General features: G+C 62.9%; 21 protein-coding genes. 12 read left to right on the top strand and 9 right to left on the bottom strand.

Translation table 11 applies throughout. From position 1 onward, the window contains the following. Nucleotides 1-7: 7 nt before the first annotated feature. The 3 genes from CATRI_RS01490 to CATRI_RS01480 are packed head-to-tail and all read left to right on the top strand — an operon-like array spanning nucleotide 8 to nucleotide 2,183. Nucleotides 8-511: a DUF2505 domain-containing protein gene (locus CATRI_RS01490; RefSeq protein ID WP_290219045.1), complete on the top strand. Its 504-nt coding sequence runs from the start codon at nucleotides 8-10 to the stop codon at nucleotides 509-511. A 21-nt stretch (nucleotides 512-532) separates the two neighbouring features. Then, entirely contained in the window at nucleotides 533-1,345 is an 813-nt protein-coding gene (locus tag CATRI_RS01485; RefSeq protein WP_290219042.1) for a class I SAM-dependent methyltransferase, read from the top strand. Nucleotides 1,346-1,364: 19 nt separating this feature from the next. Then, nucleotides 1,365-2,183, top strand: a complete 819-nt coding sequence (locus CATRI_RS01480; protein ID WP_290219040.1) for an LmeA family phospholipid-binding protein — start codon at nucleotides 1,365-1,367, stop codon at nucleotides 2,181-2,183. Here CATRI_RS01480 and CATRI_RS01475 read toward each other — a convergent pair. The 8 genes from CATRI_RS01475 to CATRI_RS01440 form a co-directional block, all read right to left on the bottom strand. Beyond that, nucleotides 2,172-2,792, bottom strand: a complete 621-nt coding sequence (locus CATRI_RS01475; RefSeq protein WP_290219038.1) for a 2-deoxyribose-5-phosphate aldolase — start codon at nucleotides 2,790-2,792, stop codon at nucleotides 2,172-2,174. The two genes, CATRI_RS01480 and CATRI_RS01475, sit on opposite strands and share 12 nt — an antisense overlap. A gap of 4 nt (nucleotides 2,793-2,796) precedes the next feature. Further along, nucleotides 2,797-3,096, bottom strand: coding sequence for a DUF2516 family protein (locus CATRI_RS01470; RefSeq protein ID WP_290219036.1), 300 nt, complete (start codon nucleotides 3,094-3,096; stop codon nucleotides 2,797-2,799). 9 nt (nucleotides 3,097-3,105) lie between these two features. Continuing rightward, complete coding sequence (locus CATRI_RS01465; protein ID WP_290219035.1) at nucleotides 3,106-3,708, bottom strand: CGLAU_01105 family protein; 603 nt, start codon at nucleotides 3,706-3,708, stop codon at nucleotides 3,106-3,108. 39 nt (nucleotides 3,709-3,747) lie between these two features. Then, a complete protein-coding gene (locus CATRI_RS01460) occupies nucleotides 3,748-5,070 on the bottom strand; it encodes a DUF445 domain-containing protein (RefSeq protein ID WP_290219033.1) in 1,323 nt (440 codons plus the stop codon). Between the two features lie 537 nt (nucleotides 5,071-5,607). Next, nucleotides 5,608-5,985: a hypothetical protein gene (locus CATRI_RS01455; protein ID WP_290219031.1), complete on the bottom strand. Its 378-nt coding sequence runs from the start codon at nucleotides 5,983-5,985 to the stop codon at nucleotides 5,608-5,610. Between the two features lie 44 nt (nucleotides 5,986-6,029). After that, nucleotides 6,030-6,779, bottom strand: coding sequence for a succinate dehydrogenase/fumarate reductase iron-sulfur subunit (locus CATRI_RS01450; RefSeq protein ID WP_290219029.1), 750 nt, complete (start codon nucleotides 6,777-6,779; stop codon nucleotides 6,030-6,032). Continuing rightward, the gene (locus CATRI_RS01445; RefSeq protein WP_290219026.1) at nucleotides 6,779-8,788 is read right to left on the bottom strand and encodes a fumarate reductase/succinate dehydrogenase flavoprotein subunit; all 2,010 of its coding nucleotides are present in this window, start codon (nucleotides 8,786-8,788) and stop codon (nucleotides 6,779-6,781) included. The genes CATRI_RS01450 and CATRI_RS01445 overlap by 1 nt, the downstream gene beginning before the upstream one ends. Before the next feature lie 21 nt (nucleotides 8,789-8,809). After that, nucleotides 8,810-9,565: a succinate dehydrogenase cytochrome b subunit gene (locus CATRI_RS01440; RefSeq protein ID WP_290219023.1), complete on the bottom strand. Its 756-nt coding sequence runs from the start codon at nucleotides 9,563-9,565 to the stop codon at nucleotides 8,810-8,812. A gap of 396 nt (nucleotides 9,566-9,961) precedes the next feature. Here CATRI_RS01440 and ramB point away from each other — a divergent pair, with 396 nt between their 5' ends. Beyond that, nucleotides 9,962-11,392, top strand: a complete 1,431-nt coding sequence (ramB, locus tag CATRI_RS01435; RefSeq protein WP_290219021.1) for an acetate metabolism transcriptional regulator RamB — start codon at nucleotides 9,962-9,964, stop codon at nucleotides 11,390-11,392. 52 nt (nucleotides 11,393-11,444) lie between these two features. Here ramB and lpdA read toward each other — a convergent pair whose 3' ends face one another. Then, a complete protein-coding gene (gene lpdA, locus CATRI_RS01430) occupies nucleotides 11,445-12,854 on the bottom strand; it encodes a dihydrolipoyl dehydrogenase (protein WP_290219017.1) in 1,410 nt (469 codons plus the stop codon). A 580-nt stretch (nucleotides 12,855-13,434) separates the two neighbouring features. On the opposite strand from lpdA, the gene CATRI_RS01425 reads away from it, so the two are divergent. The 8 genes from CATRI_RS01425 (at nucleotide 13,435) to rfbA (ending at nucleotide 23,681) form a co-directional block, all read left to right on the top strand. Beyond that, nucleotides 13,435-14,532 (top strand): alpha/beta hydrolase, encoded by a 1,098-nt coding sequence (locus CATRI_RS01425; protein WP_290219016.1) that lies wholly within the window; start codon nucleotides 13,435-13,437, stop codon nucleotides 14,530-14,532. Nucleotides 14,533-14,664: 132 nt separating this feature from the next. Further along, the gene (locus tag CATRI_RS01420) at nucleotides 14,665-15,768 is read left to right on the top strand and encodes an alpha/beta hydrolase (protein WP_290219014.1); all 1,104 of its coding nucleotides are present in this window, start codon (nucleotides 14,665-14,667) and stop codon (nucleotides 15,766-15,768) included. A gap of 12 nt (nucleotides 15,769-15,780) precedes the next feature. After that, complete coding sequence (locus CATRI_RS01415) at nucleotides 15,781-17,799, top strand: prolyl oligopeptidase family serine peptidase (RefSeq protein ID WP_290219013.1); 2,019 nt, start codon at nucleotides 15,781-15,783, stop codon at nucleotides 17,797-17,799. Between the two features lie 27 nt (nucleotides 17,800-17,826). Then, entirely contained in the window at nucleotides 17,827-19,200 is a 1,374-nt protein-coding gene (locus tag CATRI_RS01410; protein WP_290219010.1) for a M1 family metallopeptidase, read from the top strand. Further along, nucleotides 19,197-20,444, top strand: coding sequence for a polysaccharide biosynthesis protein (locus CATRI_RS01405; RefSeq protein WP_290219007.1), 1,248 nt, complete (start codon nucleotides 19,197-19,199; stop codon nucleotides 20,442-20,444). Before CATRI_RS01410 ends, CATRI_RS01405 begins: the two co-directional genes overlap by 4 nt. 22 nt (nucleotides 20,445-20,466) lie before the next feature. Beyond that, nucleotides 20,467-21,477 carry a dTDP-glucose 4,6-dehydratase gene (rfbB, locus tag CATRI_RS01400; RefSeq protein ID WP_290219005.1) on the top strand — a complete coding sequence of 337 codons (1,011 nt, stop codon included), beginning with the start codon at nucleotides 20,467-20,469 and terminating at the stop codon, nucleotides 21,475-21,477. Continuing rightward, nucleotides 21,478-22,818: a dTDP-4-dehydrorhamnose reductase gene (rfbD, locus tag CATRI_RS01395; protein WP_290219003.1), complete on the top strand. Its 1,341-nt coding sequence runs from the start codon at nucleotides 21,478-21,480 to the stop codon at nucleotides 22,816-22,818. Further along, on the top strand, nucleotides 22,815-23,681 hold the full coding sequence (gene rfbA / locus CATRI_RS01390) for a glucose-1-phosphate thymidylyltransferase RfbA (protein ID WP_290219001.1): 867 nt from the start codon (nucleotides 22,815-22,817) through the stop codon (nucleotides 23,679-23,681). Before rfbD ends, rfbA begins: the two co-directional genes overlap by 4 nt. Nucleotides 23,682-23,693 lie beyond the last annotated feature (12 nt).

Below are 23,693 nucleotides of genomic sequence, written 5' to 3'. Positions count from 1 at the left end.
GTTATCCATGGCATCCCGCAGTGAGAACACCGTAACCATCAATCAGCCGGCCGAAAAGGTCCACGCAGCGCTGACCAACGCCGATTACTGGGCGTACATCGCCGAAAACCTCTCCCCTGAGCCGGGCGAGGTCAACGAGTTCACCGCGACCGAGGGCGGCGCCGTGGCCACCCTGTTTGAGGTCCTGCCGCTGGACATCCTCCCCGAGGCCGTCCGCGCGGTGATCTCACAGGCTCTGAAGGTCAAGCGCGTCGTCACCGTCGGACCGCTCACCGATGGCGCCGCGCACATCACCTACACCGCTGACGTCAAGGGCACCCCGGTGGACTTCAAGGGCGACATCAACCTGACCGGTGATGATTCGACCACCACCCTCGCCTACGCCAACGAGGTCTCCGTGAACATTCCGTTCATGGGCCCGGCCATCGAGCCGAAGGTCGGCGAAGCCCTGGGCGAGCTGTTTAACAACGAAGGTGAGCTCACCAACACCTGGATCGCCGAGAACGCTTAACGCGCCTCACTGTCTTCCACCATGGCCGATCACGCCCACAACCTCCGCGCGGAGGCCGGGACTGGTCGGCCATTTGGTGTTATTACCCGCGGCACCACCGGATTCAATCGGCTACGGCGCTCCGACCGGTGGCTTATCCACCACCCGCGGGTCCGCTCCCTGCTGCTTGGCGCTGCTAGACCTTTGGCGGTCGATGTCGGGTACGGCGCCTCCCACGCCACTACCGTCGAGTGGGCCACCCGCCTGCGCAAGGTCAACCCCGGCGTGGAGGTCGTGGGCCTCGAGATCGACCCAGAGCGGGTCCTTCCTCCGCGCGACGGAGTCCGCTTTGAGCTCGGCGGCTTTGAGCTTGCCGGGTACCGGCCCCAGCTGGTGCGCGCCTTCAACGTGCTGCGCCAATACGACGTCGACCAAGTGGCGGTGGCGTGGGCCAGCGTCCAGGAGCGGCTCGCCCCTGGCGGTCTCTTCCTCGAAGGCACCTGCGATGAACGTGGTCGCCGCGCCACCTGGATTCTCCTGGACGCGACTGGCCCACAGTCCCTCACCCTGGCTTGGGATCCCTTCGACGTGGAACTGCCCTCAGATGTGGCGGAGCGTCTGCCCAAGGCGCTCATCCACCGGAATGTCCCCGGCGAGAAGATTCACGCGCTGCTCAGCGCCGCCGATAGAGCGTGGCAGCGCAACGCCGGATGGGAGCCCTACGGCCCGCGGGTGCGGTGGCGCCAGGCGCGCGCGATGATGATCGCTGAGGGGTGGCCGCTGCAGCTGATCCGGCGGAAAATCCGTGACAATCTTCTCACCGTCCCCTGGGAGCTGGTTGCTCCCGACTCCTAGGTGAGGAACACTAGTGGGCATGCCTCGTTCCTCTGGTTCTTCGCTCGTATGGAAAATTCTCCTCGGAGTCCTCGTCGCCATCATGGTTGTGCTGTTGGTGGCGGAGTTCGGTCTGCGCTGGTTCATCGGTAACCAGCTCCGCGAGGGCTTCCGGGAAGATGCCCAGGCCAATGGCGTGGAGGTCACAGAGGAACCCACCATTTCCTTTGGCGCGACCCCGCTGGTGTTCACGGCGCTGTCCGGCAACGTCAAATCCGTGGAGATTGATACACCCTCCACCGTCGAGATCACCAACCAAGGTGACCTCCCGGAGATCAAGGGCCAGCCAGCTGCCCAGCTGTTCTTGACGGACCTAGATATCTCCGACCCGAACAATCCCATTGCCGGCAGCCTGCGCACCACCTCCGAGGTGTCCGATGATTACCTGCTAGCCACAGTTCAGATCTCCATGGCTGAACAAATGGCCTCCAGCGACAGCAACGTGGGCACCCAGCTGATGCAGCAGCTGATCAAGGTCACCGACATCACCTCGAACCCCAGTGACAACACCATCGACGTCGAGTTCACCGATGGTGCGGCGCAGCTCAGCCTGCGACCGATCCCCCAGGACGGCGCGCTATCCTTCGAAGCCATCGGCGCGACGCTGTTCGGGTTCGAGCTGCCCGCGCAGGTGACCACGATGATCACCGACGCCCTCAAACAAGCCCTGTCTGATTCGACGGTCGAGGGTATGCAGATTGAGAACATCGAGGTCCTCGACGGCTCCGTCCGCCTGACGCTGACTGGCCAGAACGTCAAGCTCAGCGAGATTTCCGGCGGCGCGGTTTCAGGGATCTAGCAAGATCGCAAGATCGCCGACCGCGACCCGGTCGGCACCACTTTCCAGCGCGCCAAGCACCTCATCCAAGGTGTGCAGTCCAGTCACGGTCAGCCGCACCTCCGGGGGCAGGCTTATCGACGCCCCCGTCCCCGGCCACCAGCCACTCCCCGTCACCAGCCGATCGGCCCCCGCCAGCGCAGCGGCCTGCGCCACCGCCTGGCCGGCCGCCGCATCCCGCAGTCCGGTTTCCGCCACGATGCTCAACTGCACCGGCGGCGGCACGGCCTCGCGCAGGGCGACGAACTCAGCCAACAGGGTATTAGCATCGCTGGCGCTGATATCCGGGCTCACCCACACCTCCGTCGCGCCCTGAGCGACCGCCAGGCGGGCCTCTGCGGCCTTGACCAAGCTGTGGTGCCGCCCAGTGGGAAAGCCCACCACCGCGGCCACTGCGAGATCGTCTACTTCCCCCAGGGACGCTAGATGAGCCGGCGACACCACCACCCCGGCGAGACCGTTGTCCTGCGCCGCAGCGACGCCGCGGCGGACGGCGGCGGTGTCCACCGCGACGTCGATAAGCAAAAGAAAAGCGTGGCCGCGAAGCCACGCCCCATCGTCTTGCTGCACGGACTTACCAGCCGCCAGCGCCGCTGATGATTCGGCGCAGATGCGGGAGAACGTCGAACCAGAACACGCCGATCGCGACGATGCCCACCCACGACAGGAAGGGCACGCCCGTAGCCACGACGAGCGCGGAGCCAACGAGAATGGCCACCCACATCAACTTGGACTGGCGATCCGCCGCCGCGTAAGCATCATCGCGCGTCGTCCCCGCGAAGATGGCGCCGACGACGCCGGCCAGGGCGATTCCTAGGAACAGCACCTGTTGAAAAATGCCAAAGCCATAGATCAGCGTTTGAGAAATGTCCATGATGAGCTATTAAACGTCCTTGTGATCCGGATCGGTGTCAACGACTTCGCCGTCGATCATAGGCGGTGCCGCAGCGTCCTCCTCGGCCGGGGCGCTCTCTGACTCCGGCGCGGCAGCCTTGGCCCGCCCAATGAGGTCGTCCAAACGTGATCGCAGGTCGTCGAGGATCGACTCCTCATCGGCGTCGCTATCCCGGCGGGAACGAGCCTTGGCCACAGCGTCATCGAAGGACTCCTTCACCGAAGACACTGCCGAGCCGAAAGCCGCCTTGGCGTCCGCGACAGCCGCCGAATCCTTCGTATCTTCGGCGACACGGCGAGTAGAGGCCGCCACGTCACGCAGAATTTCCTCCGCACGGCCAGCGAAAGCCGCGGTGACCTTCTTGTAATCCTCGGTGCTCGAGGCGGCCGATAGCCCCTCACGCGCTTCCTGGGAAGCCGCCTTGAAACGGCCAACTGAGTCATCCACATCGGCCTTCTCGCGGTCTTCCTTAAAACGATCCGCGAAGTCACTCACCACATCACCGAGGCGCGAGCCGGCGGTCACCCACGCTTGGAATGGCTCGCGCAAATTATCGAGCAGGGAATTGTTCTTGTCGTCCGGGGTAGTCATATCGCTGCGGCCTCCTGAAGTGGCGCTGGATTTCTCGGTTTAAGCTCCGAAGAGCAAGTGATTCACAGTGTAAATAAGAAGTCCGGCCAGTGCACCGACGATCGTTCCGTTGAGGCGAATAAACTGCAGATCCTTGCCCACCATGAGCTCAATTTTGTCGCTAGCTTCCTCGGCATCCCAACGCTCAATCGTCTCCGAGATAATCGCCGTGACCTCGCCCGCATAGTTGTCAGCGAGGAAGGCAGCGGCCCCCGTGATTCGGCGGTCCAAGCTGGCCCGCAGCGCTGGATCAGTCCGAATGTTCGTGCCCCACGTCAGGCACAGCTCCTGAACCTTGTTACGCAGCAGCGAATGCTCGTCCTCCGCCGCCTCGATGAGGGAAGCGCTAGTCTGCGCCCATATGGTCGCCGCCGCGCCCCGCAGCGGCGTCGAGCCCAGCAGGTCCTGTTTCATGCCCTCAACGCGGGCGATCATTGCCGGATCGTGTTGCAGATCATCCGCCAGCTCCCCGAGGAAACGACGGATGGAATGGCGCGCCTCATGGTCTGGGTCAGAGGCTACCGCGGCAGTGAAGCTCACCAGCTCCTTGTACACCTTGGCTCCCACCAGATCCTTGGCGAACTTAGGCGCCCAGGTAGGCATGCGCTCATCGATGAGCGTGACCACCGAATCCTCCATACCCAGCACCTTCTTGTGCGCCCACGACACCACTTCCTGGACAACCGGCTCCGTCCGCCCATCTTCAACGAGGTCGGACAGCAAACGCCCCGCCGGTGGGCCCCATTCCGGATCTGTGAGCCTGTCGATGAGCTGGGATTGAATCAACGCCTCCGCATCCTTCGGGTCCATCGCCCGCAACGCATTGGCTGTGAGCTTGCCCGCCTCCCGCGACACTTTGCGGGCATTGTCCTCCTCCGACAGCCAGGCGCCGATCTTCTCAGGGATGTTCGCCGAGCGGACTTTATCCGTGATGAGCTCAGCGTTGAGGAAATTCTCCCCCACGAACTCCGAGAGCGTATCCCCCAGCTGATCCTTCTTGCGTTTGATGATCGCGGTGTGCGGAATCGGGATACCCAACGGGTAGCGGAACAGAGCAGTCACCGCGAACCAGTCCGCTAACCCGCCGATCATTCCGGCTTCCGCGCCCGCACGCACGTAACCCACCCACACGGGTGCGCCCTCCGGGCGACTCTGCCACCAACTGCACGCCAAGAAGATGATGGCGGCGACGACCAGAAGTCCGGTGACAAAGATCTTGTGATTACGCAACGTCCGGCGGCGTTCCGCCTCGACCTCGGGGCTGGGGCCCGGGACCTGACCGGATAAGACCTGCGTGGCGGGGCTTGTGGTGTGTTTACCCATGGGCTCCATTATGAGACTTCGGGACCGGTCACTGTGACCTGGGGTTGCCTGACCTTCACTCGGACTCACAATAGTTCGAGTGCATAGGGCAGGAGACTGAGGCTGCTGATGAGCACGATGAGGCTAACCAGAATGATGATGAGATTTCTGCGCACACCCGCCAGCCTACGTGGACTAAGGAGCAGAAACAGGGCGACCACACTCACCGCCGTGAAGCAAGGGTCAGCGGTTCGTTTCCGATAGATGGCTGTAGCTGCATAGTGAGCACCCTCGACAACTTGCGCGCACTGACAGCGCAAAGTGCGATATGACTTCACCCATTAAACGAGTGCCCACATGTCCCTACTCGATTGACGCGTCAAGTCATATCGCACTTTTGGCACCCACCCCGCCTGGCCCCACCAACACGCCCGGGCCACACACATATTGCTACTTCACCCGCCAACGTGGACGCCGCACCAAAACGGCAGAACCCGCCTCGCTGCACGGAAGGTGCAGGGGCGGGTTCTTATGGCCGAGAGACGTTAGCGATGAGTGCTAGTTTCGGCGACCAGTGGTGGTGCGGTACTCGCGGTAGTAGCGACGCCCGCGGTGGATCAAGAGAGCACCACCGATGACGCACGCTGCGGCAATGGCCACGCCAATCCACAGGTACATGGCGAGGTTGTAGTCAGATACCGTCACACCTTCCGGCCAGAGATACGTAGCGGCGACCCAAATGATGATGCCAAAACCAGCCAAAGAGGTGAGGAGCAGACCCATGCCCAGCCAGGTGGAGGTGCGCTCAAGCGAGGAGTGCGCCGCGCCCAGCGATACCGGGTCATAGCCCTCGATATAAGAGTCCTGGATCTTCGCAGAGTAGTTGGGGAAACTCTCGGATGCCTGATCAGCAACTGCGAAGTTGTTGGATGACATTGCTTTACTCGCTTTCGTCTCTCGAAACTCGTTTTCCAACGAGCCTAGTCGTCCTTACCGCGGAAGGCGGCTCGTGCGCGTTCCTTGGTGATGGCAGCAACGGCAGTCAGGGGGACGCCAGCCGGGCAAACATCGGCGCACTCACCGTAGAGGGAGCAGTGGCCGAAGTTGGTCTCCAACTCGTCGACCATCTTGCGGGCGCGGCGGCCGCGCTCTTCCTTACCCAAGGGCATGAGGGAGAGGTGGACCAGCTTAGCGCCGGTGAACAAGTGCGCAGCACCGTTCGGGCAAGCAGCGACGCAGGCGCCACAACCGATGCAGGCAGCATGGTCAAGCGCGAACTCCGCGGTCTCGTGGTTCTGGTGCAAGGTGTCAGCATCCGGAGCGGTGCCAGCGTTGATGGAGACGTAGCCACCCTTTTCCATCACGCGATCAAGGGCGGAGCGGTCGACGACCATGTCCTTGATGACGGGGAAGGCAGCGGAACGCATCGGCTCCAGCTTGATGACATCGCCGTCATGGTACTCGGTGAGGCGCTGCTGGCACGCAGGCGTGTTCTGCATGGCACCGTGGGGGCGGCCATTGACGGTGAGACCACAGGTGCCACAGATGCCTTCACGGCAGTCCGAAGCGAACATGTACGGGTCTTTGTTCTCTTCGATCAGTCGGTTGTTGACGTGGTCGAGCAGCTCCAGAATCGACATCTGAGCCACTGCATCCGGGACCTCGACGGTCTCGAAAGCACCCTCATGAGTCGGTCCGGCCTGACGCCAGATCTCAAGTGTCAGCTTCATTACTTGTAGTTCCTTGTCTGCAGCGGGATCGATTCGAAGTAGAGGGGGTCAGCGTGGCGAATGAACTTGCCCTCACCGGCCGGCTCCCATGCAGAGACGAAGCACCAGTTCGCGTCATCACGCTCGGCCTCGCCTTCCTCGGAGAGGTGGTCATCGCGGAAGTGCGCACCACAGGACTCATCGCGGTCGAGGGCATCGACACACATGAGTTCGCCCAGATCGATGTAGTCAGCCACGCGAGCGGCGTACTCGAGGGCCTGGTTCATGTAGTTCTGCTCACCGGGGACCTGGACGTTGGCCCAGAAGTCGGCGCGCAGCTCACGGATCTTGACGATGGCATCCTGCAGGTCCGGGACGTTACGAGACACACCGCAAGCGAAGTAGAGGATCTCGCCGAGAATGCGGTGGTAGTGATCCGGGCCGTGCGGGTCCTCGCCCTTGATGTTCATCAGACGGTCGATGCGGGCCTGGGCACGATCGACGGCCTCCGCAGCCTCCGGGGAGTCTGCCGGCAGAACAGGCTGGCCGAGGTAGTTGGCCAGGTAGTTCGGGATGGTGAACGGCAGGGTGAACCAGCCGTCAACGGAAGCGGACAGCAGCGAGTTAGCGCCTAGTCGGTTCGCACCGTGGTAGGTCCAGGAGGCTTCACCGGCACAGAAAAGACCGGGGATGGAAGTCATCTCATTGAAGTCGGTCCACAGGCCACCCATGGTGAAGTGGCAGGTCGGGGCGATACGCATCGGGCTGGAGTACGGGTCCTCACCGATGGCCTCCTCGTACATCTTAAAGAGGTTGGAATAACGCTCGCGGATCGTATCCTGACCAAGGCGCTCCATGGCGTCGCGGAAGTCCAGGTAAGCAGAGTTATGCAACGGGCCCACACCGAGACCGGCGTTGATCTGCTGGGAGATGGCACGGGAAGCCACGTCGCGGGGGACGAGGTTACCGAAGGCCGGGTAGCGGCGCTCCAGGAAGTAGTCGCGCTCCTCCTCCGGGATGGTGTTCGGGTCGCGGTCGTCCTTGGGCTCCTTGGGAGACCAAATGCGGCCGTCGTTGCGCAGCGACTCGGACATGAGGATGGTCTTCGACTGCCAGGTCGCGTTGACCGGCAAGCCGGTCGGGTGGAACTGGATGAAGGCCGGGGAAGCGAAGTAAGCGCCGAGCTCGTAGGCGCGCATGATGGCGCCTGCATTCGAGTTCTTGGCCAGCGTGGACATGTGGTAGACGTTGCCGTAACCGCCGGTGGCCAGGATGACCGCGTGACCGGTGAAGGGGGTGATCTCTCCGGTGATGAGGTTACGGGTGACGATGCCCTCGCAGCGCTTCTCCCCGTCACGCTCGGTAACGATGAGGTCAACCAGGTCTGCGTGGGTGAAGATCTCCACGTTGCCCAGGCCGATCTGGCGGGTCAGAGCGGAGGCGGTCGACAGCTGCAGCTGCTGGCCCGTTTGTCCACGGGTGTAGTAGGTGCGGGACACCTGAACGCCACCGAAGGAACGGGTAGCAAGGGTGCCGCCATACTCGCGGGCGAAGGGAGCGCCAATGGCGTTCATGTGGTCAATGACGCGGACAGACTCGACGGCCAGGCGCCAACAGTCGGACTCGCGGCAACGGTAATCGCCGCCCTTGACGGTGTCCTTGACGTGGCGGTAAGCGCCGTCGTTGTCGACCTTCTTGCCGCGGGCGGAGTTCACGCCACCCTGGGCAGCGATGGAGTGCGCACGGCGAGGGGCGTCGTGGTAAGTGAAGACCTTGACGTTGTAGCCCAGCTCACCGAGGGCGGCCGCAGCAGCACCACCGGACAGGCCGGTGCCGACGACAAGGACCTCGAACTTGCGACGGTTGAGCGGAGAGACCAGGTTCATGTGGTCCTTCTGCCAATCCCACATGTCCTTGGTGGGCACACCGACGGGTTCTGCGTTGGCGAGGACTCGACCGGGGACGACCCCTTCAACAACGGAGGCCGGGTGCTGGAACTCGGGGCGAGGAGCAGTCTCGATATGGTTCATGTTTTAGATTCCCTTCCGGACTTAACCGAGCCAGCCAAGTGCAATGGACAACGGCATCGAGATGTTGCCGATCATGACAATCGCCGGAACCAGGTAAGCAATGACGAGCATGATCTGACGTGTGCGCTTGCCTGTGATGCCCAGGTCAGACACAGCAAGGTAGATGCCGTGTGACAGGTGCAGGAACAGGACAACCATCGCGAGGATGTAGAAGAGGGCCACGGGCCAGCGGCTGAAGCTCGCGATGAGGTTCGCGTAGATATCACCGTGCACGAAGGCATCCGGCGCAGCCGGGGCGACACCCATGGTCAGGTCCAAAACGTGGAAGATCACGAAGAGGAGCAAGACGATGCCGGTGACCAGCATGGTGCGGGTGGAGAACGAGTTGATGCCACCCATGAGGTTGGTGCGGGCGAACTTACCGCGAGAGGTGCGAGAACGGCCGTGCAGCGCGAAGGCGCCATGCACGTGCAGAACCAAAGAAACCAGCAGCACAATGCGGAAAACCCACAGGATCGTCTCTTGCGGGAAGATCGGGGCGCCCATGGTACGGAGGAAATGTCCGTACTCATCGATGGCGGGGACGCCGCCATGATCGGGCATGTAGATCTTCAAGTTACCGACCATGTGAACAAGGACATAAAGTCCGAAGATCAGGCCAGTGATGGCCATTACGAGCTTGATTGCCCAGCTCGGGTAGGACGGCCGCTCGCGCAGCGGCTTCTCTGTAATCTTGCCGTGGACGATTGCGTCCCGGTCTGCGTTTTTAACAGTCATGGCACCTCCAGTGTCGCTCATACTTTACGGCTTCTCCCCCGGTCGGAACCACTTTTCGGCATCCAGATTCGGCTCCCATGCCCGTTCGGCAGGCCAGGGGTGCAGACTTTTAGGCAAGGGTGCCCTAAATCTAAATTTGTGAATATTGCCCCTGCCACCACGCTTGCAGGCATAATGTGCGGAAGGCACTACTTTTTAGCCAGTCTGTGAAGTTGATCACCAATCACACCCCTTCCACACCCACCTACCCCGTAAGGTGTCAAACTTTCGTCGAGACTCCACGGATGCCCGGACAAATTCCCCCGCCGACGCAAGCTTTGCGGGTTGCTCGATGTTTTCCACACAAAGTTTGCAAATTAGCCATTTAGTGAATCAGATCACGCTAGTATGTGGCCCATGGGAAAGACCTACGTGGGATCGCGGCTCCGCCAGCTGCGACGTGAGCGAGACCTCAGCCAGGCCTCATTGGCGGCAACTCTCGGCTTATCTGCCAGCTACGTTAATCAGATAGAGCATGACGTGCGGCCGTTGACGGTCCCGGTGCTCCTCCGCATCACGGAAGCGTTCGGCGTAGACGCCACTTTTTTCTCCCGTGATGACGATTCCCGTCTGCTCGCCGAGATCCAAGACGTAGTCCTCGACAAGGAGCTCTGCCCCAATCCCGTCGAACTCCAAGAGTTGTCAGAGCTGGTCTACAATCACCCGGCCATCGCCCGCACGATGGTGGACATGCACCGGCGGTATCGAAATGTTCGCGACAAGTTGTCCATTGCCACGGACACCCGCCGCAATGTTGCTCCGGTGGATAGCGGCCCCAAAGCGCAGGCGTTGTCGATGCCACACGACGAGGTGCGCGATTTCTTCTACGCTCGTCAGAATTACCTCGACGCCCTCGATACTTCGGCCGAGGCCATCTCTGCAGATCTGGGTGTGGAGCGCTTCGACATTCGCGGGACAGAGAAGGCCATCGCCGAGCGCCTGCACGACAAACACGGCATCGAGATCACCACGTCCGGCGAATTAGGTGGAATGTTGCACCGGCTAAACCGGGACACCGGACATCTCGAGCTCGCTAGCCGCCTCAACACCGGTCAGCGCGCCTTCCGCTTAGGCATGGAACTGGCTTACCTGGAGACTAGCGACGAGATCGAATCTCTCGTGGCCGAGGAGCGCTTTACCTCGGAGGCGTCCACGAACCTTGCCCGACGGGGCGTCGCCAGTTACGTGGCGGCAGCCGTCCTCCTCCCCTACCAAACCTTCCACGCGGAGGCCGAACGTTCGGGTTATGACGTGGACTACCTGTGCCAGGTGTTCGGCGTGGGGTACGAGACCGTCGCCAGTCGTCTTTCCACCTTGCAGCGGCCCAACCTCCGGGGCATTCCGTTCACTTTCGTCCGCGTCGATCGGGCGGGAAATATGTCCAAACGCCAGTCGGCCACCGGCTTTCACCTGGCCAACTCCGGCGGCACCTGCCCGCTGTGGAATATCTACGAGACGTTTACCAACCCGGGCAGCATCCTGCGCCAGCTAGCGCAGATGCCCGACGGCAGAAACTATCTGTGGATCGCTCGCACAGTGCGCCATCACCGCGGCCGTTTCGGCGACACCGGCAAGCTCTTCGCGATCGGGCTAGGCTGCGAAGCCCGCCACGCCGATCGCACCGTCTACGCGGAGGGCCTCAACTTCGATGATCTTTCCGGCGCGACACCGATCGGCGCTGGCTGCCGAGTTTGCCCGCGGGAAAACTGTGCCCAGCGCGCGTTCCCACCGATCCACGAAGAGATTATTATCGACGCCCACCGATCCTCCGTCGCCCCTTACAACTAGAAAGGTGGGACCCCCTCCGGGGTCCCACCTTTCTAGGTTTCTTAGCGCGAGGCTACAGGTTGATCATGTGCCCCTGGATGCCTTCGACGGCTTCCTTCATCGCTTCCGACAGTGTCGGGTGCGTGTGCACGTTGCGCCCAATTTCTTCGGCGGTGAGGTCAAAGCGCTGGGCCAGGGTGAGCTCCGGCAGCAACTCCGACACACCGGCCCCCACCATGTGGGCACCAAGCAGCTCGCCGAACTCGGCATCGGCAACCACCTTGACGAAGCCGGCCGTCTCGGCGAGGCCCTGGGCCTTGCCATTGGCGGAGAACGGGAAGGTGGCGACCTTGATTTCACGGTCGGCGAACTTCTCGCGGGCCTGTGCCTCGGTGTAGCCGAAGGACGCGACCTGCGGGTTACAGAAGGTGGCGCGCGGCATCATCATGTAGTCGCCCAACTCCATGGTCTCCGCACCAGCGATGACCTCGGCGGCGACGACGCCCTGCGCCTCGGCGACGTGGGCCAGCTGCAGCTTCGCAGTGACGTCACCGATGGCGTAGATGTTCTTGACGTTGGTGCGCATCTGGTCATCGATGGCGATGGCGCCACGATCGGTGAGTTCGACACCGGTGTTCTCCAGCCCGAAGCCCTCGACGCGCGGGGCGAAGCCGATGGAAACGAGCACGCGGTCCACGGCGAGGGTATCGGACTTGGAGCCGTCCTTGGACTCCACATCTACCTCAACCACATCGCCGTTGTCGCGCACGGCGGTGGTCTTGTAACCGGTCAGCAGCTTGACGCCCAGCTTCTTGTATTGCTTAGCGATCTCCTTGGACACGTCAGCGTCTTCGTTCGGCAGGACGCGGTCCATGAACTCAACGATGGTGATGTCGACCCCGTAGTTGGCGAGGACATAAGCGAATTCCATGCCGATGGCGCCAGCTCCGACGATGACCATGGACTCGGGCAGCTTCTCATCGAGAATCTGCTCCTCATAAGACACAACATTGCCGCCGATTTCTACCCCCGGAAGGGAGCGAACGACGGAACCGGTGGCAATGATGCAGTCATCGAAGGTGAGGGTCTTGCCAGCATCTTTACCATCGCTAATTTCGATGGTGTTGGCATCGGTGAAGGAACCCAGACCATCGAATTCGTCGATCTTGTTCTTCTTCATCAGGTAATGGACACCCTTGACGATGCCCGCAGACACCTGACGGGAGCGCTTGTGCGCGACGCCGAAGTCGAAGGACACCTCACCAGTCATGCCAAAGGTCTTGGCCTCATGGTTGAAGATGTGAGCTACCTCGGCATTTTTGAGCAATGCCTTGGAGGGGATGCAACCAACATTGAGGCAGACACCTCCCCAGTACTGCTTTTCTACAACAGCAACCTTTTTCCCAAGCTGAGAGGCGCGGATGGCGGCAACGTAGCCACCGGGGCCCGCACCGAGGATAACAACGTCATAATGTTCAGTCACGAAACCTAGGATACGTGCTCACCATCCTGGTGTCACCGCTTGCCTGGGGAATTGAGTAGTGCCCCGCCCCCATCCAATGACGGAGGGGCGGGGCACTGGGCTTTGCGCCGAGTGGGCGACTAGATGAGCCCCAGGGCCAGCGCCGCGTTGGACGAGGCGGAAGAGCCCATGTGTGCGGCCTGGCCGAGCACGGTGTTGATGGCCACGATGATCTGCTCGATGATGGCGTTGATGTTCATGAAGTCTTCTTTCTCTACGGTTTCGTTGGCTTGTCAGTGACGTCCACCCCTCCGACAGGGGGATCCATTGGGATTCAACGAACCAACCCGAGAATTCGTTACGGGACGAGACTGGAAATATTATGACACAGAAATTACTTGTGCACCACCAGTCACTTCGGTAACTTTGACGTGGACTGCAATAAGCAACATTGTCAAAGATCCGTTAACATCACCGACAGTCATTACGATGAAACCCAATGAGCGCAATCCCCTTCCCTGTGGAACCCGCGCCCAATCAGCCTCCCTCGCCTTCACCGCGCGAGCAGCGGGGATCGAATACGAACGAGGAATTGAACCGTATGAAGCTTCTTAGCCGGATTGCCGCCCCGCTCGCGGCCTTGACTATCGCCGCTACTGCTTTCACCGCACCTGCAGCCCTGGCCTCTGAGGTCACCCCCGCGCAGATCGCCGGTGATACCCCGGTCAGCACCATCAAGGAAATGTCCCGAGCCGAGATCGAGGCCAGCGACCGTAAGTGGCTGCAGCGCACCAAGGACAACCCCCGCGTGCAGAAGCTCAACGTCTACTCCCCGTCGATGGGCCGCGATATCCCCGTCGCCGTCATCACGGCTAAGGACGGCTCGCAAGGCGCCCCCACCATCTACTTGCTCAACGGCGCTGGCGGCGCTGAGCAGAACATGGACTGGATCACCTCAGGCAAGGCCGCAGAGTTCTACGAGGACAAGAACGTCAACGTCGTCATCCCCATGCAGGGTGCGTTCTCGTACTACCTTGATTGGCACGACCCCAACGCTGGCACCAAGTACATCGCTGGCCCGCAGAAGTGGGAAACCTTCCTGACCAAGGAGCTCCCGGGCCCGATCGAGGCCCGCCTCGGTGCCAACAACAAGCGCGGCATCGGCGGATTCTCCATGTCCGCTACCTCGTCCCTCCTGCTCCCTCAGAAGGTCCCGGGCTTCTACGACGTCGCTGGCTCCTTCTCTGGGTGTGCGGCAACTTCCACCCTGCTGCCGTACCAGTACGGCAAGGTCACCGTGAACCGTGGCGGCGTCCAGCCGGAGACGGTCTGGGGCCCGATGGGCGGCGCCTACAACCGCGAGAATGATGCACTGGTCAACGCTGAGAAGCTGCGTGGTACGGAACTCTACATCTCCAACGCGTCCGGTTTCGCGGGCGAGAAGGACCTGCCGGGCTACTACATTGAGAAGGGCGCAGACCCGGCCGCCGCGTCGGCAGGTTCGCTGACCCTCATCGCTGAAGGCGGCGTCATTGAAGCCGCCACCAACCAGTGCACCCACGATCTCAAGGCGAAGCTGGACCGCGCTGGTATCCCTGCGGATTACAACCTGCGCGCCACCGGTACCCACTCCTGGAACTACTGGATCGAGGACATGGAGCAGTCCTGGCCGACCTTCGCTCGCGCGCTGGGCGTCTAATTCCCTGCAGCACGCTTAAACAGGCGCTGACCACCTCGTACGGTGGTCAGCGCCTGTTCATGTCTGGGGCGGCTATTAGACTGCAACAGCAGCGCCCTATCAGCCTCTCCCACCTTCTAGGAATTGAACCGAATGACGCTCCTTCACCGGATTGCAGCCCCGCTCGCAGCCTTATCTATCGCCGCCACTGCTTTCACCGCACCCGCTGCACTGGCCGCCGAGGTCACCCCGGCGCAGGTGGCGGGGGATTCCCCGTTGGCACGCATCGCTGAGACGGCCCCGCCCGTGGCAGAGAAAGATCCGAACTGGCGCGCCAAGGTCCAGCGCATATCTGCGGACAACCCGCGGGTAAAGGAGGTCCAGGCTTACTCCCCGTCGATGAACCGGAACATCCCCATGGTGGTCATCAAGGCTGTCGAGCCCAACGCGCCAACCCTGTACCTCCTCAATGGTGCCGGCGGGGGCGAGCAGTCCAACACAGACTGGATCACCCAGACCAATGTCGTTGACTTCTACCTGGACAAGGGCATCAACGTTGTCATCCCGATGGCGGGCGCGTTCTCGTACTACACCGACTGGGTGGATCAGGGCCTCAGTACTCCGTATCTCAAGGGCCCGCAAAAGTGGGAGACGTTCCTGACCAAGGAGCTCCCGGGGCCCCTCGAGTCCTACTTCGGTGCCAACGGCAAGCGGGCGATCGCCGGAATGTCCATGTCAGCCACAACGTCGCTGCTGTTCGCGCAGCACAATCAAGGCTTCTACGACGCGGTCGGTTCCTTCTCCGGTTGTGCCGCCACCTCCACCCCCATCCCCTGGGCGTACCTGCAGGTGACGGTCAATCGCGGCGGGGCATCACCAGAGCAGATGTGGGGACCGATGGGCGGGGAGTACAACCGTTACAACGACGCGCTCATCAATGCCGACAAGTTGCGCGGCACCGAGCTCTACGTATCTAACGGTTCCGGGTTCGCTGGGGCCAGGGACATGCCGGGCTATTACATCGAGAAGGGCGCGGACCCGCTGGTCGCGTCCATCGGCGCTACCCGTCTGCAGGTCGAGGGTGGAGCCATCGAGGCTGCCACCAATCAGTGCACCCACGATCTCAAGGCCAAGCTGGACCACGCTGGCATTCCCGCTCACTTCCAGTTCAACAACGTGGGCACCCACTCGTGGAGCTACTGGGAAACTGACTTGGAGAACTCCTGGCCCACCCTTGCACGTGGCCTTGGTGTCTAGAATCGGACAGCAATGGACACCTACCTTGAGGACATCGATTCCCCTCTAGCCCTGGAGTGGGCGAGGGACTGGTCCGCAGCGACGGAGGCGGACGTCGATAAGCATTCTGGACGCAGTACTCTCCAACAACGGATCAAGGCGGCGCTGGACGTCGACGAACGTATTCCTTATGTCGTGCGGCGCGGGCCGCACCTGTACAACTTCTGGCGCGATGCCGCGCATCAGCGCGGCCTATGGCGGCGCACTACGCTCGACTCCTACCTGTCCGCACAGACGGAATGGGAGGTGCTTATCGACGTCGATGCGCTCGCCCAGGCAGAGGGTGAAAGCTGGGTGTGGAAGGGCGCGCACGTGCGCACCCCGAACTATGACCGCGCCCTGGTGCGGCTCTCCCGCGGTGGGGCCGATGCCTCGGAGGTCCGCGAATTCGACCTGCACACCGGTGAGTTCGTCACGGACTCGCCGTTCACCTTGCCGGAGGCGAAGTCCGATCTCAGCTGGATTGATCGGGACACCCTGCTCGTGGGAACGGACACGGGCGAAAGATCGCTGACCGCTTCGGGTTACCCCGCGCAGGTGCGGGTATGGCACCGCGGCGACAACATTGTGGATGCCCACGTCTACACCTCAGGCCGGGTTGATGACGTCGCGGTGGGGGCATGGGCGGACACCACCCCCGGCTTCGAGCGGATCATCGTGTCCCGGGCGCTGGATTTCTATCGTTCCCGTCAGTGCGTGGCGCAGGGCCTCGATCCCAGGGCATCGTTGCAGGTGCTGGAGATTCCGGAGGATTGCGAGGCGATTATCCGTCGGCAGTGGTTGTTCCTCGCTCCGCGCACTGAGTTCGCTGGCATACCGGCGGGAGGGCTCGGGGTCATCGCGTTGGAGAGGTTCCTCGAAGGTGATCGCAGCATCGAAGTGGTGTTTAGCCCGACGGAGCACGTCTCGCTCCAAAGCACGGCGTTTACGGCCCATCATTTAATTCTCACTCTGCTCGACGATGTGAGCACACAGTTGCGGGTGCATGCGCTGAGTAACCCACTCGAGTCAAGCTGGCCCATCAACTTGCCCGATCTGGTTACGGCCTCGGTGGTGGCAACTAGCCCGCACGATGGCGACGAGGTGTGGATTACCACCTCCTCGTTCACCGAGCCGGACACGCTGTATCGACTTGACCTCGCCTCGGGCGCCACACCGCAGGCAGTCCGCCACCTGCCAGCGCTGTTTGATGCCGCCGGGTTAGAGACCCGCCAGCACTGGGTGACCTCCGCGGACGGCACCCGAGTCCCCTACTTCATCACCGGGGACTTCTCCGCCGGACCTCGCCCCACGCTCGTCGGCGGCTATGGCGGCTTCGAGGTATCGCTTACCCCGGGCTATTCAGCGGTGCGCGGAATAGCCTGGCTGGAACAGGGCCATTTCTTCGTCCAACCCAACCTGCGCGGCGGCGGAGAATTCGGACCGAACTGGCACACGCAGGTGGTCAAAACGAACCGGCACAAGGTGTGGGAGGACCACCACGCGGTGCTGCGTGACCTCGTGGAACGCGGCTACGCCACGCCCGAGCTCATCGGCATTCGCGGCGGCTCCAACGGAGGGCTGCTCACCTCAGGGGCGCTCGTGCAGTACCCGCAGGCGCTCGGCGCGGCGGTGATCCAGGTACCGCTGACCGACATGCTGCGCTATCACACCTGGTCAGCGGGCGCCTCGTGGATGGCGGAGTACGGGGATCCGGCAGTACCCGAGGAACGGGCGGCCATCGAACGCTGGTCACCCCTGCACAACGTCTCGGCCACACCGCAGTATCCGCCCGCGCTGGTCACCACCTCAACGCGGGATGACCGAGTACATCCCGCCCACGCGCGGCTCTTCGCGCAGGCACTGCAGGAGGCGGGGCAGCCGGTGGATTATTTCGAAAACACCGAGGGCGGGCACGCGGGCGCTTCCGACAACGAGCAGGTAGCTCGGGTGGAATCACTCATCTACACGTGGCTCATCCAGCGGCTCGTCCCGCGCGTGGGCGACGTTTAAGCACCCGAGGAGTAGCATCGTTGGACGATGATCTTGCATAGGCTGCGCACCACTCCGATCCCCGGTACCCGCGACGATTACACAGGGGTCGACTTCAACCTCGGCTACCACGTCCGGGCCTATCATCTGGACCTGAACTATCGGGTGGGGCCTAACAACCTCACCGGCGTGGCCACGTTGCGGCTGGACAATTGGAAGCCGCTGCCGTCGATGACGCTGGATCTTGCCCCCAGCATGCGAGTGAGCAAGGTGACCGCCCAGGGCAGCGCGGGCCGCACGGTGCAGGTCCAGCGCTTCCGCCAAGCAGGCGGAAAGCTGCGTCTGACCTTCCGAGATGAGGTGCCCGTCGACTCGGAGTTCTCCCTGACCATTCGCTACTCGGGCACCCCCCGCCCGATCCGTACTGCCTGGGGTGGGCTCGGCTGGGAGGAACTCACCAATGGTGCACTGGTGGCGTCGCAGCCGTGTGGCGCGCCGAGCTGGTTCCCCTGCGATGACACCCCGGATGAGAAAGCCCGCTACGAGTTTTCGATTACTGCGGACAGCCCTTACGCGGTCGTCGCCAATGGCACCCTGACGGGCAAGCGCACCTCTGGTTCCCGCACGACCTGGGAGTACCGGGCTGACCAGCCAATGGCGACGTACCTGGCTACCGTGCAGATCGGCGAGTACGTACCCCTGACATTGCGGGAGGAGTCGGCGCGCCCAGCGGTGACCGCCTGGGTTTCGGCACCGTTGCGCGACCGAGCGATCGAGGAGCTCCGCGACCAAGCCGCCATGCTCGACCTCTACACCGAGCTTTTCGGACCTTATCCTTTCGACGCGTACACCGTCGTGGTCTGCGAGGACGAGCTAGAAATCCCCCTGGAGGCCCAAGGATTGTCCATCTTCGGGGCCAACCACATCGCCGGCGACCATGCGTGGGAGCGCCTCATCGCCCACGAGCTCTCGCACCAGTGGTTCGGCAACTCCCTGGGTTTGGCCCAGTGGAACGACATCTGGCTCAACGAAGGTTTTGCCTGCTACGCCGAGTGGTTGTGGTTTGAGCACTCCACCGGCCGCCCGGCCGCCGATTCCGCCCGGGAACACTATGACAAGCTCCGGGCGCTGCCCCAAGACCTCCTGCTCGCCGATCCCGGCCCGCGGGATATGTTCGACGATCGGGTGTACAAGCGTGGGGCCCTCACGGTCCACGCGTTGCGGGTCATGCTTGGCGACGCCCCCTTCTTCCGCATGCTCCGCCGCTACGTCGCGGCGGGCCGTCACTCCGTCGTGGAGCCCATCGACCTCAAGCGGGAGGTGCTGGCCGAAGCGCGGGAGCTAGGGATCGCGGACGCGGCAGTAGAGAACCTGTGGGCGTCGTGGTTGAACCAACGCGAATTGCCCGAGTTCCCCGGATGAGGGCGCTGAGCCTGGCGACGGTCTTCGCGGCGCTCTCCGGATTCGTTGTCCTCTACGTCGCCGCCTGGGCGCTGGATGACTTTGAACTAGCCGCCTTCCAGGCCTTCTGGGGGTTGTTTTTCGCCGCCACTGGTTTCCTCGACGGGCTCATGCAGGAAACGACCCGGGCGGTTGCCGGTGCCCGCAGCTCGTCCCGGCTCGGCAACGGCCGCCCTTGGTTGCTCGGGTTCATCGTCGGCGCGGCGACCCTCGTGGTTGCCCTGATCGTCGGTGCCCTGTGGATGCCCACGCTCATGCGAGGGAACGTGGAGACGTCGATGGCGACCGCCTTCCTCGCCTTCGGGCTGTTTACCTACGCCTTCCAATCGGTACTTTCTGGGGTGTTGTCGGGGCTGAACCTGTGGACGCAGTACGCGGGTTTGGTCGCGCTGGATTCGGGAGTGCGCCTGCTCCTGGCCTTGGCGGCATGGCAGGCGGGCTGGGGCATCGAGGCATTCATCCTCATTACCGTTATCGGCGCGCTGAGCTGGCTCATCGTCTTAGGTCTGTCGCCGACGGTGCGCGCAAAGGTTGCCAGCCCCGTCGACGTGGACACCTCCATGCTGGCCCGACGGGTGGGCTCAGCCATGCTCGCCTCCGGGGCGTCGGCGGCGTTGATTACGGGCTTCCCGGTATTTGTCCAGTCCACTTCGGCACCGGATGCTGGAACGGTGACCACGGTGGCTGGCATCATCAACGCCGTGACGTTTACCCGCGCGCCGATCCTCGTGCCGCTGCAGCGCTTCCAATCGGCGCTCATTGTTCGTTTCGTCGAGCAGCGCGATCGGCTCTTCAGCGCGCTGGTCATGCCCATCCTCGGGGTGCTCGCCCTGGGTCTCGTCGGCGCGGGATTGGCCTGGCTCATCGGCCCGTGGATCTTGGATAACTTCTTCCCCGCAGGACTGTGGGTACCGGGTCCCATCCTGGCCATCTTGACGCTGGCGTCGGCGTTCACAGGCTCCCTCATCGTCACCGGCACGGCGACGCTCGCGCAGGAACAACACCGCGCCTACGTCGCCGGGTGGGTGACCTCGTCAGTCGTGGCGTTTGGCATTCTGTGGCTCGCCCCGCTGTCGCTAGAGGCCCGGGTGTGCACCGCCCTCATCTTCGGACCATTGGCCGGTGGGTTGGTCCATGTGTCGGCCTTGCGGGGTCATGGATCCGGCGCGGCGACGGCCCCGACAACACTGCCTGCCGCCCCGTAGCGGCCACGTATAGTGGTCAACCATGAGGACACTGCTGGTCACCGGGGGCGCCGGGTTTATCGGATCGAATTTCGTGCGCATGACCGCGCAGCGCTACCCCGCTGATCACATTATTGTCCTGGACAAGCTGACCTACGCCGGCAACCGCGCCAGCCTGGATGGCCTCGACCCGTCCCGCGTGGAATTTGTCGAGGGCGACATCTCGGATGCCCACCTCGTCGATTCCCTCGTCGAGCGCAGCGACATCGTCGTCCACTTCGCCGCCGAGTCGCACAACGACAATTCTTTGCGGGACCCGCGCCCCTTCGTCGACACCAACCTCGTGGGCACGTTCACGATCCTGGAGGCGGTGCGCCGACACGGCAAGCGCCTGCACCACATCTCCACCGACGAGGTCTTCGGCGATCTGGCACTCGATGACCCGCAGCGTTTCACCGAGTCCACCCCCTACAACCCGTCGAGCCCCTATTCGGCAACCAAGGCCGGATCTGATCACCTGGTGCGTGCGTGGATTCGTTCCTTCGGCCTCAACGCCACCATCTCCAATTGTTCCAACAATTACGGCCCCTACCAGCACATCGAGAAGTTCATCCCCCGCCAGATCACCAATATTCTCTCCGGCCGCACGCCAAAGCTGTACGGCACGGGTGAGCAAGTGCGGGATTGGATCCACGTCGATGACCACAACGCCGCCGTCCACCTCATCCTCGAGCGCGGCCGGGCGGGCGAAACATACAACATCGGCGCCGACAATGATCACGTGAACAACAAGCAGGTCATCTCGTTGATCTGCGAGCTCATGGACGCGCCGGGCTTTGAGCATGTCGCCGATCGCCCCGGCCACGACCAGCGCTACGCCATGGATTCCACGAAGCTGCGCCGGGAGCTTGGGTGGGTGCCGCACTACACCGACACGGAGACCGGTATGCGCGAGGGACTGCTCCACACCATCGACTGGTACCGCCACAATGAGGATTGGTGGCGGCCTGCGAAGGAGCAGATTGAGGCTGGCTACGCGGAGAGAGGACAGTAGATGCGGGTTCATCACACGCCCATCGAGGGGCTGCTGATTATTGACCTCGACGTCCGCGGCGATAACCGCGGATGGTTCAAGGAGAATTGGCAGCGGGAGAAGATGCTTGCCGCCGGGCTGCCTGATTTCCGGCCGGTCCAAAGCAACGTCTCCTTCAACGCCAAGCGCGGCGTCACCCGCGGTCTGCACGCGGAGCCCTGGGACAAGCTGGTCTCGGTGGCCACGGGCCGGGTCCACGGCGCGTGGTGCGATTTGCGCGAGGGCTCGCCGACCTATGGCCAGACCCACGAGGTCGAGATCAATCCCGCGACGGGCGTGTTCGTGCCCCGCGGCGTGGCCAACGGCTTCCAGGCCCTCGAGGACGCCACGACCTACATTTACCTGGTCAACGACCATTGGTCACCGCAGGGTAACTACGCCAACGTCAACCTCGACCTCATCAATTGGCCGCTGGAGCCGACGGAAATCTCCGGCAAGGACCGAAGCCACCCTTCGCTTATCGACGCCTCCCCCCTCCCGCCCCGCCGCGTCCTCGTCACCGGGGCCGACGGGCAGGTCGGCCGCGCCCTGCGGCGCGTCCTCCCGGACGCGCAGTTTTGTACGAGGGCGGAACTCGACATCACCAATCCCCCGGAGCGGCCGTGGCGGCAGTACTCCGCGATCATCAACGCTGCCGCCTATACCGACGTCGACCAGGCCGAAACCGACCGAGCCCGCGCCTGGCAGGTCAATGCCGAGGGACCGATGAAGCTCGCGCGCATCGCCACCGACAACAACCTCACCCTGGTGCACCTCTCCTCCGACTACGTCTTCGATGGCGCTACTTCGCGGCCCTACCTTGAAACCGATCCGGTGAGCCCGCTCGGGGTGTACGGGCAGTCCAAGGCCGCCGGTGACCTCGCCGTGGCCACCTGCCCGCGCCACTACATCGTCCGCACCGGCTGGGTCGTGGGCGAAGGCAAAAACTTCGTGGACACCATGGCGCAGCTCGCGGCCAAGGGCGTCGAACCTCACGTGGTCAACGACCAACGCGGGCGCCCCACCTTCGCCGACGACCTCGCCGCCGGAATCGTCCACCTCCTGGCCACCACCCCTGCGTACGGAACCTACAACCTCAGCAATTCCGGCGACGAAGTCGCCTGGGACGAGCTCGCCCGAGAGACTTTCACCCTCCTCGGCCACGACCCGGGTGCCGTGCACCCGGTGAGCACGAGGCTGTACTTTGAGGGACGACCGCATGCCCCGCGGCCGTCGATAAGCACTCTCGATCTGACGAAGATCGAAGCAACGGGGTTTGCTCCCCGCCCGTGGCGCGACGGCCTGGCACGATATCTGTCATGAAGGGCATCATCTTGGCCGGCGGATCCGGGACGCGGCTCGCACCGATCACCCAAGGCATCAGCAAGCAGCTCATGCCGATCTATGACAAGCCCATGATCTACTACCCGCTGTCCACCCTCATGCAGGCGGGCATCCGGGAAATCCTCGTGATCACCACACCTGAGGATCAGCCCAGCTTCCAACGGCTACTTGGCGACGGCTCCCAGTGGGGCATCATGCTCGACTACGCCGTGCAACCCGCCCCGGAGGGCCTCGCGCAGGCGTTCCTCATTGGTGCCGACTTCATCGGCAGCGACGATGTCGCCCTCGTCCTCGGCGACAACATCTTCGAGGGCTACCAATTCACCGGCAGCCTCCCGCAATGCCGCAACCCCCACGGCGGCATCGTTTTCGCCTACGAAGTCTCCGACCCAGAACGCTACGGCGTCGTCGAATTCGATGCCGCCGGGCAGGCCCTGTCCATCGAAGAAAAACCCGCCGTGCCAAAGTCGAACTACGCGGTCGTGGGCCTGTACTTCTACGACAACCGCGTCGTCGACATCGCCCGCCACATCCAACCCAGCGCACGCGGCGAACTAGAAATCACCGCCGTCAACGACGCCTACTTAAGCCTGGGCGAGCTCCAAGTCCAGCGACTACAACGCGGCGACGTCTGGCTCGACACCGGCACCTTCGATTCGATGAGCGAGGCCTCCTCCTACGTCGAGGTCATCCAGAAACGCACCGGCACCATCATCGGCTCCCCCGAAGTCGCCGCCTACCGCGAAGGCTTCATCAACGCTGCTGCACTCGAAGCTTTGGCCCAGCCACTGCTGAAGTCCGGGTACGGGGAGTACCTGCTCAACGTCGTACGCGACCGCTAATTCACTAGGATT

The sequence above is a fragment of the Corynebacterium atrinae genome (assembly GCF_030408455.1).
GTDB classification, from domain to species: Bacteria; Actinomycetota; Actinomycetes; order Mycobacteriales; family Mycobacteriaceae; genus Corynebacterium; species Corynebacterium atrinae.
This window is presented reverse-complemented; position numbering and strand designations above follow the sequence as displayed.

Coding starts and splice junctions, on each gene's coding strand:
- rfbB (WP_290219005.1), top strand. CDS start 20,467: ATGAGGACACTGCTGGTCACCGGGGGCGCCGGGTTTATCGGATCGAAT.
- CATRI_RS01425 (WP_290219016.1), top strand. CDS start 13,435: ATGAAGCTTCTTAGCCGGATTGCCGCCCCGCTCGCGGCCTTGACTATC.
- rfbA (WP_290219001.1), top strand. CDS start 22,815: ATGAAGGGCATCATCTTGGCCGGCGGATCCGGGACGCGGCTCGCACCG.
- rfbD (WP_290219003.1), top strand. CDS start 21,478: ATGCGGGTTCATCACACGCCCATCGAGGGGCTGCTGATTATTGACCTC.
- CATRI_RS01450 (WP_290219029.1), bottom strand. CDS start 6,779: ATGAAGCTGACACTTGAGATCTGGCGTCAGGCCGGACCGACTCATGAG.
- CATRI_RS01410 (WP_290219010.1), top strand. CDS start 17,827: ATGATCTTGCATAGGCTGCGCACCACTCCGATCCCCGGTACCCGCGAC.
- CATRI_RS01420 (WP_290219014.1), top strand. CDS start 14,665: ATGACGCTCCTTCACCGGATTGCAGCCCCGCTCGCAGCCTTATCTATC.
- CATRI_RS01405 (WP_290219007.1), top strand. CDS start 19,197: ATGAGGGCGCTGAGCCTGGCGACGGTCTTCGCGGCGCTCTCCGGATTC.
- CATRI_RS01485 (WP_290219042.1), top strand. CDS start 533: ATGGCCGATCACGCCCACAACCTCCGCGCGGAGGCCGGGACTGGTCGG.
- CATRI_RS01445 (WP_290219026.1), bottom strand. CDS start 8,788: ATGAACCATATCGAGACTGCTCCTCGCCCCGAGTTCCAGCACCCGGCC.
- CATRI_RS01415 (WP_290219013.1), top strand. CDS start 15,781: ATGGACACCTACCTTGAGGACATCGATTCCCCTCTAGCCCTGGAGTGG.
- CATRI_RS01490 (WP_290219045.1), top strand. CDS start 8: ATGGCATCCCGCAGTGAGAACACCGTAACCATCAATCAGCCGGCCGAA.
- CATRI_RS01460 (WP_290219033.1), bottom strand. CDS start 5,070: ATGGGTAAACACACCACAAGCCCCGCCACGCAGGTCTTATCCGGTCAG.
- CATRI_RS01440 (WP_290219023.1), bottom strand. CDS start 9,565: ATGACTGTTAAAAACGCAGACCGGGACGCAATCGTCCACGGCAAGATT.
- CATRI_RS01465 (WP_290219035.1), bottom strand. CDS start 3,708: ATGACTACCCCGGACGACAAGAACAATTCCCTGCTCGATAATTTGCGC.
- CATRI_RS01455 (WP_290219031.1), bottom strand. CDS start 5,985: ATGTCATCCAACAACTTCGCAGTTGCTGATCAGGCATCCGAGAGTTTC.
- CATRI_RS01480 (WP_290219040.1), top strand. CDS start 1,365: ATGCCTCGTTCCTCTGGTTCTTCGCTCGTATGGAAAATTCTCCTCGGA.
- ramB (WP_290219021.1), top strand. CDS start 9,962: ATGGGAAAGACCTACGTGGGATCGCGGCTCCGCCAGCTGCGACGTGAG.
- CATRI_RS01470 (WP_290219036.1), bottom strand. CDS start 3,096: ATGGACATTTCTCAAACGCTGATCTATGGCTTTGGCATTTTTCAACAG.